The organism is Paraburkholderia sp. CNPSo 3076 (assembly GCF_026343935.1).
In the GTDB taxonomy this organism is placed as follows: domain Bacteria; phylum Pseudomonadota; class Gammaproteobacteria; order Burkholderiales; family Burkholderiaceae; genus Paraburkholderia; species Paraburkholderia nodosa.
In genome coordinates this window covers 227,427-239,589 of sequence record NZ_JAPMAL010000005.1, presented here as the reverse complement: position 1 = coordinate 239,589, position 12,163 = coordinate 227,427, and the positions used below count along the sequence as shown (strand labels likewise).

General features: G+C 67.3%; 10 protein-coding genes and 1 pseudogene. 8 read left to right on the top strand and 3 right to left on the bottom strand.

Features of this window, described 5'->3' with window-relative positions; translation table 11 throughout:
• Nucleotides 1-77 precede the first annotated feature (77 nt).
• The 5 genes from M3A49_RS08355 to M3A49_RS08335 are packed head-to-tail and all read left to right on the top strand — an operon-like array spanning nt 78 to nt 5,797.
• Nucleotides 78-1,136: a sugar ABC transporter substrate-binding protein gene (locus M3A49_RS08355; protein WP_266228268.1), complete on the top strand. Its 1,059-nt coding sequence runs from the start codon at nt 78-80 to the stop codon at nt 1,134-1,136.
• Nucleotides 1,137-1,196: 60 nt separating this feature from the next.
• Entirely contained in the window at nt 1,197-2,039 is an 843-nt protein-coding gene (locus M3A49_RS08350; protein WP_416338933.1) for an ATP-binding cassette domain-containing protein, read from the top strand.
• 11 nt (nt 2,040-2,050) lie between these two features.
• Complete coding sequence (locus M3A49_RS08345) at nt 2,051-3,358, top strand: sugar ABC transporter permease (protein WP_266228267.1); 1,308 nt, start codon at nt 2,051-2,053, stop codon at nt 3,356-3,358.
• Between the two features lie 34 nt (nt 3,359-3,392).
• Entirely contained in the window at nt 3,393-4,121 is a 729-nt protein-coding gene (locus M3A49_RS08340) for an SDR family oxidoreductase (protein WP_266228266.1), read from the top strand.
• A gap of 47 nt (nt 4,122-4,168) precedes the next feature.
• Nucleotides 4,169-5,797: an FGGY-family carbohydrate kinase gene (locus M3A49_RS08335; RefSeq protein WP_266228265.1), complete on the top strand. Its 1,629-nt coding sequence runs from the start codon at nt 4,169-4,171 to the stop codon at nt 5,795-5,797.
• Between the two features lie 19 nt (nt 5,798-5,816).
• On the opposite strand, the gene M3A49_RS08330 is transcribed toward M3A49_RS08335, so the two are convergent.
• Nucleotides 5,817-7,082, bottom strand: coding sequence for a multidrug effflux MFS transporter (locus M3A49_RS08330; RefSeq protein WP_266228264.1), 1,266 nt, complete (start codon nt 7,080-7,082; stop codon nt 5,817-5,819).
• Nucleotides 7,083-7,296: 214 nt separating this feature from the next.
• Between M3A49_RS08330 and M3A49_RS08325 the strand changes: the two genes are divergently transcribed.
• On the top strand, nt 7,297-7,560 hold the full coding sequence (locus tag M3A49_RS08325) for a DUF6723 family protein (protein WP_266228263.1): 264 nt from the start codon (nt 7,297-7,299) through the stop codon (nt 7,558-7,560).
• Nucleotides 7,561-7,597: 37 nt separating this feature from the next.
• Here M3A49_RS08325 and M3A49_RS08320 read toward each other — a convergent pair whose 3' ends face one another.
• Nucleotides 7,598-8,710 carry a Kelch repeat-containing protein gene (locus tag M3A49_RS08320; RefSeq protein ID WP_266228261.1) on the bottom strand — a complete coding sequence of 371 codons (1,113 nt, stop codon included), beginning with the start codon at nt 8,708-8,710 and terminating at the stop codon, nt 7,598-7,600.
• 325 nt (nt 8,711-9,035) lie between these two features.
• Here M3A49_RS08320 and M3A49_RS08315 point away from each other — a divergent pair.
• A pseudogene (locus M3A49_RS08315) lies at nt 9,036-10,208 on the top strand (cysteine desulfurase family protein); the annotation flags it as partial.
• Nucleotides 10,209-10,248: 40 nt separating this feature from the next.
• On the top strand, nt 10,249-11,055 hold the full coding sequence (locus M3A49_RS08310; RefSeq protein ID WP_254357166.1) for a sulfite exporter TauE/SafE family protein: 807 nt from the start codon (nt 10,249-10,251) through the stop codon (nt 11,053-11,055).
• 29 nt (nt 11,056-11,084) lie between these two features.
• Here M3A49_RS08310 and gcvA read toward each other — a convergent pair whose 3' ends face one another.
• The gene (gcvA, locus tag M3A49_RS08305; protein WP_266228260.1) at nt 11,085-11,993 is read right to left on the bottom strand and encodes a transcriptional regulator GcvA; all 909 of its coding nucleotides are present in this window, start codon (nt 11,991-11,993) and stop codon (nt 11,085-11,087) included.
• Nucleotides 11,994-12,163: the final 170 nt, after the last annotated feature.

The window sequence follows — 12,163 nt, the reverse complement described above, 5'->3', positions numbered from 1 at the left end:
GAACTCACACGTTCACAAGGCAGCACGACAGCACCGGCAACCCTAGCAGGCATTCAACCAAAAAACGGAGACACCCAATGACCCGACTTCACACCCAACTGATCGGCGCCGCCGCGCTCAGTCTTTCCCTCGCGGGCATCACGTCGGCTTACGCCGCGCCGAGCGGCACGGTCGCGTTCCTGATGCCCGACCAGGCCTCCACGCGCTACGAGCAGCACGACTTCCCCGGTTTCAAGGCCGAGATGGGCAAGCTCTGTCCTGACTGCAAGGTGCTCTACCAGAACGCGAATGCCGATGCCTCGCAGCAGCAGCAACAGTTCAATTCGGTGATCGCCCAGGGCGCGAAGGTCATCGTGCTCGACCCGGTGGACTCCACGGCGGCGGCTTCGCTCGTGCATATGGCGCAGAGCCAGGGCATCAAGGTCATTGCGTACGACCGGCCCGTGCCGTCAACGCCTGCCGATTACTACGTGTCGTTCGACAACGAGGAAATCGGCAGGTCCATTGCGCAGTCGCTCGTGCAGCAACTGAAGGCGTCGGGCGTGGCGGGGAGCAAGGGCGGCGTGCTCGAAGTGAACGGCTCGCCGACCGACGCCGCCGCTGGGCTCATCAAGAAGGGCATTCACGAAGGGCTGCAAGGCAGCGGCTACAAGACGCTCTCCGAGTACGACACGCCGGAGTGGGCGCCGCCCAAGGCGCAGCAATGGGTGAGCGGGCAGATCACGCGCTTCGGGCCGCAGATCGTGGGCGTCGTGGCCGCCAACGACGGCACGGCGGGCGGCACCATCGCGGCCTTCAAGGCGGCGGGCGTGAATCCGGTTTCGCCGGTCACCGGTAACGACGCGACCACCGCGGGCCTGCAGCTCATCATCGCGGGCGACCAGTACAACACGATCCTCAAGCCCAGCGAGATCGTGGCGGGCGCGGCGGCCAAGGTGGCCGTGGGCTTCCTCGACGGCAAGCCCGTGAAGGGCGAGACGACGCTCTTCAAGACGCCCACGCAACTGTTCAAGCCGGTCGTCATCACGCAGAAGAACATCAAGGCCGAGGTGGTGGACAAGGGCTTCGCGAAAGCGACGGACCTGTGCACGGGCCGTTACGCCGACGGCTGCAAGAAGCTCGGCATCGGCGGCTGATATGCATGGCTGGGCCCGGCGCGCGTCGGGCCCTGAGAGCAACGAAGAGGTACCCATTTCATGACTGATGAATCAACGAACCGCGCCACGGACCGAGCCACGGACCGAGCTACGACAAGCGGCGCGCCCGGCGAGCTGGTGCTGAGCCTGCGCGGCATCTCGAAGCACTTCGGTGCGGTTTCGGCCCTCACGGATATCGAGCTCGACGTGCATGCGGGCGAGGTGGTCGCCCTCGTCGGCGACAACGGCGCGGGCAAATCGACGCTCGTGAAGATTCTTGCTGGCGTGCACCAGCCGAGCGCCGGAACGATCACGTTTCGCGGCCAGCCGGTGAACCTGTCCGATCCGGGCACGGCGCTCGACCTGGGGATCGCGACGGTGTTCCAGGACCTCGCGCTGTGCGAGAACCTCGACGTCGTGGCGAACATCTTCCTCGGCCGCGAGTTGAGCCCGTACAGGCTCGACGAGGTCACGATGGAAGTGAAGGCCTGGACGCTCCTCAACGAGCTTTCGGCGCGCATTCCCAGCGTGCGCGACGTGGTCGCCTCGCTCTCGGGCGGCCAGCGCCAGACCGTGGCGATCGCGCGTTCGCTGCTGCTCGACCCGAAGCTCATCATGCTCGACGAACCGACCGCCGCGCTCGGCGTGGCCCAGACCGCCGAGGTGCTGAACCTGATCGAGCGCGTGCGCGAGCGCGGGCACGCCGTCATCATGATCAGCCACAATATGGAAGACGTGCGCGCCGTGGCCGACCGCATCGTCGTGCTGCGCCTCGGCCGTAACAACGGGATTTTCTATCCCGACTCATCCAACGCCGAACTCGTGGCGGCGATCACCGGGGCGACGGAAAACGCGGTGTCGCGCCGCGCGGGCCGCCGCCAGGCGCAACAGGACGTCCAGTGAAAGGAACGATCATGAGCAAGACCATCCATGGCGCTCCGCAGCCTGAAACCCCGGACGCCTCGAAGTCCGAATCGAAGCCCGAGTCGAAGCCATCCACGCTGCTCGACCGCAGCGACGTGCGCGTGAAGCATGCGAGCGGCGTCGGCGAGAGTGTGTCGGCGTTCGTCGACCGCGTGCGCTCGGGCGACCTGGGTTCGCTCCCGGTCATCGCGGGGCTCGTGATCATCTGGACGGTGTTCACGAGCCTGAACCCCGTGTTTCTTTCCGCCGGCAACCTCGTGAACATGCTGTTCGACTGCTCGACGGTCGGCGTCATTTCGCTTGGCATTGTCTGCGTGCTGCTGCTCGGGCAGATCGATCTCTCGGTGGGCTCGATGAGCGGCTTCGCTTCGGCGCTTGTCGGCACGTTGTGGGTCAACGACGGCTGGCCCGTTCTGCTGGCCATTCTCGCCGCGATTGCGGTGGGCGCGGTGATCGGCGCACTGTACGCGCTGCTGCTCAACTGGATAGGCATGCCAAGTTTCGTCTCGACGCTCGCGGGCCTGCTCGCCATCCTCGGCATGCAGCTCTACGTGCTAGGCTCGACGGGCTCCATCAATTTGCCCTACGGCTCGGCGATGGTGAATTTCGGGCAACTGATGGTGATCCCGCCGATCGTCTCGCACGTGATTGCCCTGCTGCCCGGTATCGTGCTCCTGCTGCTCGGCATGCGCACGCGCGCGCGCCGCCATGCGGCCAGGCTTTCGGCGCCTTCAGTCGCAGGCCTGCTCGGGCGCGCGGCGGCGCTGACCGTGTTCCTCGAAATTGTCGTGGCCTATCTCAACCGGGGGCGTGGCGTGCCGCTGATGTTCGGCCTCTTTCTGGGTCTCGCGGTCGTCATGCAGTACGCGCTCACACGCACGCGCTGGGGCCGTTCGATGCATGCCGTGGGCGGCAATCACGAAGCCGCGCGGCGCGCGGGTATCAAGGTCGGCGCGATCTATACGAGCGCCTTCGTGCTGTGCGCGAGCCTGGCCGCGATCGGCGGCGTGCTGACCGCGGCGCGCCTCGCTTCGGCGAGCCAGCAGGCCGGCACCGGCGACGTCAACCTCAACGCCATCGCGGCAGCCGTGATCGGCGGCACGAGCCTGTTCGGCGGGCGCGGCAGCGCATGGTCGGCAGTGCTCGGCATCATCGTGATCCAGTCGATTGCGAGCGGCCTGACGCTGCTGAACCTGTCGTCGTCGCTGCGCTTCATGATTACCGGCGCCGTGCTGGCCATTGCGGTGATCGTCGATTCGCTCGCCCGCCAGTCGCGTGTTTCGCATGGCCGCGCCTGAGGCGTCGGCACCTGATTCAAGGAGAACGTCACCCATGTCTGAATCGATCAAGGGAAAGGTCGCCGCCATTACGGGCGCGGCGTCCGGCATCGGCTTCGCGTGCGCGCGCGCGTTCGTGGACGAAGGCGCGAAAGTCGTGCTGATCGACCGCGCAGAGGACCGGCTCGCGAAATGTTGCGCGGAACTGGGGCCCAACGCGCTGCCGCTCGCCATGGACCTGCTCAACCCGGCGGACTATGCGGCCATGCTGCCCAGGATCCTCGATCTCGCAGGCGGCCTCGACATCTTCCATGCCAACGCGGGCGCGTATATCGGCGGCGAGGTGGCGAACGGCAATCCCGACGAGTGGGACCGCATGCTCAACCTGAACATCAACGCCGCGTTTCGCTCGGTGCATGCGGTGCTGCCGCACATGATCGCGCAGAAGGCGGGCGATATCGTTTTCACGAGTTCGGTGGCGGGCGTCGTGCCGGTGGTGTGGGAGCCCATTTACACGGCCTCGAAGTTCGCGGTGCAGGCCTTTACGCACACCGTGCGCCGCCAGGTCGCGAAGCACGGCGTGCGTGTGGGCGCGGTGCTGCCTGGCCCCGTGGTCACGGCCTTGCTCGACGACTGGCCCAAGGCGAAGATGGACGAAGCGCTGGCCCAGGGCAGTCTCATGCAGCCGAAGGAAGTCGCCGATTGCGTGGTATTCATGCTCACGCGGCCGCGCAACGTCACCATTCGCGACCTCGTGATCCTGCCGAACAGTGTCGATCTTTAGGGCTTGTTATTAGCGTGAACAGGCCCTAACCACACAGTCAACGAGCCATGACCTCAAATAACCAGGCCGGCGGCGCGCGCCATACCGTCGGCGTCGATGTGGGCACGGGCAGCGCCCGCGCCGGCATTTTCGATTCCGCCGGACGCATGGTCGCGTCGGCGAAACACGACATCACCGTGTTTCACGAGAGCGGCGCGATCGTCGAGCAATCGAGCACGCAGATCTGGGACGCCGTGTGCCAGGCCGTGAAGGAGGCGCTCGCGCAGGCCGCGATCGCGCCGGAGCAGATTGCCGGCATCGGCTTCGACGCCACCTGTTCGCTCGTCGTGCAGGGCGAGGGCGGCACGCCGCTGCCCGTTGGGCCTTCCGAAGTGGCCGGGCGCGACATCATCGTGTGGATGGACCATCGCGCCGTGGAGCAGGCCGAGCGCATCAACGCCACGGGCCACGATGTGCTGCGCTTCGTGGGCGGCAAGATCTCTCCCGAGATGGAAACGCCCAAGCTGCTGTGGCTGCTGGAAAACCGGCCCGAGGTGTTCGCCGCGGCCTGGCAGTTCTTCGACCTGACCGACTTCCTCACGTGGCGCGCCACGGGCGATCTTTCGCGCTCGACCTGCACCGTGACGTGCAAGTGGACCTATCTCGCGCACGAGCAGCGCTGGGACGAGAGCTACTTTCGCACTGTAGGCCTTGGCGTGCTTGCCGACGAAGGTTTCGCGCGCATCGGCCGCACGATGGTCGAGCCGGGCACGCGGCTTGGCAGCGGGCTCACGCCAGAGGCCGCCGCGCAGCTCGGCCTGCGCGCGGGCACCGCCGTCGCGACGGGCGTGATCGACGCGCACGCGGGCGGCATCGGCACGGTCGGCGCGCAAGGGCAGCCCGAGGCGTGCCTCGCGTATGTGTTCGGCACCTCGTCATGCACGATGACGACCACGCGCGACCCCGTGTTCGTGCCCGGCGTGTGGGGGCCGTACTACGCGGCGATGGTGCCCGGGGCGTGGCTCAACGAAGGCGGGCAGTCGGTGGCGGGCGCGGCGATCGAGCGCTTGCTCACGATGCATCCGCTCGCCACGCAAGCCGCGAGCCGCGCGGCGAGCGAAGGCCAGTCGCTGCCGACGATGCTTGCCGGGCTGGCGGTTCAGGCCGGGCAGGGTGAGTCGGGCGCGGTGCGACTCGCGCACGATCAGGGCCTGCACGTCGTGCCGGAATTCCTCGGCAACCGCGCGCCGTTTGCCGATCCGCACGCGCGGGCCGTCATCGCGGGACTCAGCATGGAGACGGACATGGAGAGCCTCGTCGCGCTCTATGTCGCGGGCATTGGCAGCATCGGCTATGGGCTGCGGCAGATCATCGAGGTGCAGGCCCAGGCGGGCGCGCCGATCGAGCAGGTCGTGATCAGCGGCGGCGCGGGGCGGCTCGACCTCGTGCGCCAACTGCTTGCGGACGCAACGGGCAAGCCCGTGCTGGCCACCCACGCCGAGGAGCCCGTATTGCTGGGCGCGGCCATGCTGGGCGCCGTGGCTGGCGGGCTATACGACAACGTGCGCGAGGCGATGGCCGCGATGTCGCAGATCAGCAAGGTCTACGCACCGGCCACGGGCGAGATCGCGGCGCTGCACGAAGCGCGTTACCGCGCCTTCACGCAGTTGCAGGACGTGGCGCGCGCGCTCCGCTAATGGCTTGACTGGTAGCGGCTTACGCCGCCTCGCCGCTGCGCGGTGCGAGCGCGGCGGCGGCAGCCTGACTCTGCGCGAGGTGGCGCAGCAGCTTCGTCACCATCACGACGACGGTGAGCGCGAGCAGCACGAAGAACACCGCGAGCGGCGTGAGCACGTGCACGGAGACGAAGCCGGCGAGCCCCATCATCGCCGAGGAAACGAGCAGCAGCGCGCAGCCGAGAATCGCGCTCGTCAAGCCCGCAATATGCGGGAAGAGCGAATTGCCCTTGGCCATCAGTGTGGGATACATCGCGCCCGCGCACAGACCCATCACGAGTACCGGCGTGGCAAGCGTCCACACGCGCAGGCCCACCGTGAGCGCGAGCACGAGCATGGCGATGGCCGCGCCCGCCATCACGCGCGCGCCCACACGCAGACGTTGTTCCGGGCTGGGCAGACGCGGGCCGTGGAGCCGGTTCGAGAGGCCGCCCAGGAAATACATCAGGCCGATGCCGAGCGCGAGGTAGCCGAAGAACGTGGGCGGCCTGTGCAGCGTGTTCTGCACCATGAACGGCCCGACGACGTTGAAGACGAGCAGGATGCTGTAGCACAGGCCCTGGGCCAGAAAGCAGCTCTGGAACACCGGGCTCGCGAGCACCTTGCCCGCGTTCGCGATGAGCGTGCGCGGTTCCAGATGCACCGGTTGCCGCAAGGTCTCGCGAAAGCGCCACAGCAGCGCCCACATCACCAGCGAATACACGAGCAGGAACACGAGGCAGGCCTTCCAGCCGAACAGCTCCTGCAGATGCGCGCCGATCACCGGCGCGATGATCGGCGCGAGCCCCCATGTAATCGACATGTAGGTGAACGCGTGCATGAGCGCGGTGCCCACGAACGAGTCGGTGATGATGGCTTTCGCGAGCAGATTGGTCGCGGCGATGCCGAAGCCCTGCAGGCAGCGCGCCAGCACGAAAGTTTCCAGATTCGGCGCGGCGAGCGAGAGCAGACAGCCGACCGTATAGATCACAAGGCCGAAGGCCAGCACGCGCTTGCGCCCGAGGGCGTCGGAAATCGGCCCGAAGATGAGCTGGCCGAGCGCGTAGGCGGCGAGATAAACGGACACGCTCGACTGGATCGCCTGCGGCGACGTCGCGAAGTAGCGCGCCATGGCCGGCAGCGCGGGCACGTAGATGTCGATGGCGAGCTGTCCGGCGGAGGCGAACAGGCAGATCAGGAACAGCAGGAAGCGCGGCGAGTTCGCCGGGGGGGCGGCGGCTGGACGTTCGGGCAGATCGTGGGTCATGACAGCTTGAAAAGGGCGGATTCCGGTGCGGCGGCGCGGGAGCGATCGAGCTGCAGGTTCGGAAAGCGTGTTCGGATCACGAACATAGCGTCCGGCGCGGCGGCGTAGGCGCGTATTGTGCCCGTTATCGCCGACCTCCGTGCGACGCCCCTCGCAGGCGCGGCGCTTGCTGGATATGTGCATACCTCGCCCCAGGAATACGCGGAGTGCCGACATGCCAGAGAAAAGGCCGAAAGAGGCCGTGCGCCGCCCGACCACCGCGGAAGACTACGAAGTCTTCTGCGGCGAGCAGATCGACGGCGCGGGCCGCTACTACGGATTGCTGCGTATTCGCCGCAGGACCGATGGGCGGCTCATCTATCCGTTCGACGGCTGTCCGCGTCCGGGGCCGTGCGCCACGGGGCCACTGGCAAGGCAACAGGCCCTCGCGCTCGCGGATGAGCTGATTCGCGCGGACATTGCCATGCCCGAAGGGTGAGCCGGCGCTGCCTGCCGAAGGCGGAGCACGCCCAGGCTCAAAGCGAAAACACTTCGTGCACCGAAGTCTGAAACATGCCGCCATTCATGGGGCCGCCGCCCGCGACGTGAATCGCATCGCCCACGACCGCCGCGCCCATGCCATGACGCGGCGTGAGCATAGGCGCATAGGCCTGCCATGAATCGGTGGCCGGATCGTAGCCCTCGTTCTGCCCGAATACGCGCCGCGTGCCTTCTCCCCCCATGCAGAAGAACCGTTCCCGCCACGCCGCGCCACCGTGACCGGAGCGCGGTGTGGGCATGGGCGTGCGTTCTTCCCAGGCGTCGCGCTCCGCGTCGTAGGCCACGTGCATGCCGGTGTTGAAGTCGAACGTATCCATGCGCCCGCCGGCCACGAGTATCCAGCCCGCGAGCGAGACGGCCGCCGTGTGGTCGCGCGGCCCGGGAATGGGCGCGAGCGTCTTCCAGCCGTCGCTCTGCGGGTCGTACGCCTCGTGCCAGTCCACCGAGCGCGTGTCGCGGCCGCCGATCGTGTGCAGCATGCCGTCGTGCGCCACGACGGAGATCGCGCCGCGCGAGCCGCGCGAAAGCGGGTGAATCGCGTGCCAGCGGTCGTCGGCCACGACATAGGCATAGCAGTCGGGCACGGCAATGCGGTTCTGCTCGACAAAGCCGCCCATCGCATAGACCACGCCGTCGAGCGCCGCCACGCCGATATGATTCGCGCCGCGCGGAACGGGCGCGGCGTTGCGCCAGGCGCCGCGCGCCGCGTCGAATACGTGGTGATAGGGGCGCGCGACCTGGCCCGCGCCATAGCCGCCGATCACATGCATGCGCTCGCCCTCGCTCGTCGCCCATGCCATTTCGCTGCGCGGCAGCGGCAAGGGCGCGGCCGTGGTCCACGCGCCTTGCGGCGTGGCGCGCGGCGCGCTCGAGTAGAAGAAGCGCTGTGTGAATGCTTCGGGCGGCAGCTGCGTGGCGTTGGAGTCGCGCAGGCTCGCGTAGAGCCCGCCGCGCTGGGCCGTTTGCATCGCTTGCGGGTCTTCGGGCATGGCCTGCATCTCCGCAGCCATCGCACCGCGCGGCGCGTACCAGGCGGTGCTGCCCGCGGCGAGGCTCAGTTCGAGGAAGTGGCGACGGGAAAGCGGCATGGCGAACCTCGCGGAGGTGGGCGGGAGGCGGGACGGCATCGGACACGCATTTTTCGGGTGTTTTTCTCACTCGCGTGGCGTGCAGTGGACACGGTACTCGCTTACGCTGTCGCCCACCTTGCGTGAGTGTGCATGCCCGATTGAGGGTGCGATCGGCTCCGAGTCGCCACGCTGCATCGCCGCGCGTGTCGAGAATTTCATTTCGCGACAGGCCGGTCGAGGAGAAATGGATACTCCGTCCTTTGGAGAATCCGCTTAATTTTGGAACCATTTTTTAGCGCCCGACGCGTAGCATTTTCGACATTCCGGTGTGCGAGAAACGAAGATGAGCGAGAAGGGCGATTTGCGTTACTTTGACTATGCCGCGACCACCCCGGCGGACCCGCGGGTGATCGAGGCGATGTTCGGCTGTCTGGGCATGGAAGGCGACTTCGGCAATCCTGCCTCCAGCTCGCACGGCGCGGGCCAGCGGGCGCGGCGGCTCGTCGAGCAGGCGCGCAAGGACGTGGCGGCGCTCATCGGCGCCGAGGCCGGCGAGATCGTCTGGACGTCCGGCGCGACCGAGTCGAACAATCTCGCGCTCAAGGGCTATGCGGAGCGCGCGACGCAAAAGCGCCATCTCATCACGAGCCAGCTCGAGCACAAGGCCATTCTCGACACGATGACGAGCCTCGAAGCGCGCGGCATGGCCGTCACGCGGCTCGCGCCGGACGCGCACGGCGAAATCACGGCTCAGGCCGTGGCCGCCGCGCTCACGCCCGACACCGGTCTCGTGTCGTTCATGCTGGTCAACAACGAACTGGGCACACTCACGGACGTCGCAGCGATTGCGCGCGTGGTCCATGCCGCCGGCGCGCTGCTGCACGTCGATGCGGCGCAGGCGCTCGGCAAGACGCCCATCGACGTGAAAGCAATGGGCATCGACCTCCTTTCGATGTCGGCGCACAAGGTGTATGGGCCGAAGGGCATCGGCGCGATCTATGTGAGTCACGAGGCGTTCGAGCGCATCGCGCCGCAGATGCACGGCGGCGGCCACGAGCGCGGCCTGCGCTCGGGCACGCTGGCCACGCATCAGATCGTCGGCATGGGCGTGGCGTGCGTGATTGCGCGCGAGGCGCTGCAAGCGGACAGCGAGCGCATTGCGCACCTCGGCGAGCGCCTGCTGGCCGAGGTGCTCGCGTTGCCGGGCGTCACGCTCAACGCCGCGCGCGCCACGCGCATTCCCCATACGCTGAGCCTCACGATCGATCTGCCGGGCTTCTTCCCGTTCCTGCTGACCGGCGACCTCGCGATCTCGTCGACTTCGGCCTGTAACTCGGCTGCGGGTACGCCTTCGCACGTGCTCACGGCCATCGGGGTTGGCGAAGAGGCGGCAAACCGCACGGTGCGCTTAAGCCTCGGGCGCTTCACGAAGCCGGAAGACGTCGATTTCGCGGTGGACTGCATTCGTCGTGCTGTGGCGCCGTGTCTGCCGGCCGCAGCGGCCGCTGTGCCCGCTTGATCCCGGCGGTCAAGGTCACGATGAACATCGAAACCCGATGATCGTTTCACTCGTACTCGGCGCCATGATCGGCGCGTTGCTGGGACTCACGGGCGCCGGCGGCGGCATTCTCGCCGTGCCGGCCATCGTGGTGGGAATGGGCTGGCCCATGCAGCAGGCCACGCCGGTCGCCTTGATCGCCGTGGCGAGCAGCGCGGGCATCGGCGCGCTCGAAGCCTTCCGCAACCGTCTCGTGCGCTATCGCGCGGCGTTCTGCATGGCGCTCGCGGGCGTGCCGACCACGTGGCTCGGCGTGCGCCTCGCTCAAGCCATGCCGCAACGCCTGCTGTTCGCGCTTTTCGCCGGCGTGATGCTGTTCGTAGCCGGGCGGCTGCTGCGTCAGACCATCGGGAAAAAGCGCGCGCTGCCCGAAGCGTCGCCGCTTTGCGTGGGCCGCGTCAATCCCGACACCGGCCGCCTCGTGTGGTCGAAGGCGACGGCGCTCGCGCTGGCGTCTACCGGCGCGTTGACGGGACTGATGACGGGCCTGCTCGGCGTGGGCGGCGGCTTCATCATCGTGCCCATGCTGCGCAAGCTCACGAACATCTCCATGCACGGCATCGTCGCGACGTCGTTGATGGTCATCGCGCTCGTGGGCTCCGGCGGCGTGGTGGCGACGGTGCTGCACGGCGTGCCGCTGCGGCTCGACCTCACACTGTGGTTCAGCGTCGCGACCGTCGCCGGCATGATGCTGGGGCGTCACGTTTCTCACCGCGTTTCCTCGCGGCATACGCAGATGGGCTTCGCTGGCATTCTGGTGTGCGTGGCGTGCGGCATGCTCGCCAAGGTGGCGCTCGGCTACTGACCGGATCGCGCCTTGCGCCCGCGTTGCCCTCAACCGGCCTGGGCGAGAAAGAGGCGGATTTCGTCGGCGAGCCAGTCGCGCACGGCACGCACCTTGGGGTCGTCGCGGCTGCCGATGCGGTAGACGAGGTCATGGCCGCGCTCGGACTCGAGACGCAACTGCGGGAACGGCGCGACCAGCCGGCCGGCCGCGATATCGTCCGCCACGATCACGCTGCGCCCCAGCGCGACGCCTTCTCCGCGGATTGCCGCCTCGATTGCGAGGCTCCCATGGCTGTAGGCCGTGCCGCGATCGCTGCGCACGCCGCTCAACCCCGCCAGCGCCAGCCATTGCTCCCAGTTCGCGAGCATGCCGCCCTCGTGCAGCAAGGTGCAGCGCGCGAGGCTCTCTACCGATGCCATGCCGCCGATCTTCGCCCGATAGTCAGCACTGCAAACCGGCGTCACGGTCTCGTCCAGAATGCGCTCGGCCAGCACGCGCGGATAGCGTCCGCTGCCGTAGCGAATCGCCACATCGACATCCGAGTCGTTGAGATCGACGTATTTGTCGGTCACGTCGAGGTGGACGTCGAGTTCCGGATGGCGTGTCTTGAGGCGATGCAGGCGCGGCGCGAGCCAGCGGTTCGCGAAGGACACGCTGGCATTGATCTTCAGACGCGTGACGCTGTCGTGCGTGCGCAGGCGCTCGGACTCCTTGGTCAATTCAGCGAGCGCGCGGTTCACGGCCAGCAGGAACTCGGCGCCTGCCTCGGTCAGAACGATGCGCCGCGTGAGCCGCTGGAACAGCGCCACGCCCAGATGGTTTTCGAGCGTCTTGATGTGCCGGCTCACCGCGCCATGCGTGACGTGCAGTTCCTGCGCCGCCAGCGTCATGCTGAGGAGCCGCCCGGTGGCTTCGAAGGCGCGCAGGGTTTGCAGCGGGGGAAGGCGGTCGAACATGGAGCTGGGTGCGTGACGCACGTGTGAGTTTTGCTCACACATTATATGACGACAAATGGTTTGTCAGACACGTTGACGGCATTCAATATGGGCATAAAGCCGCAGGACGTAACGTAACCAGTGCTATGCCCGCGGCGCATTCCTGACAGTTGGCATTCTCCGCATTGCGT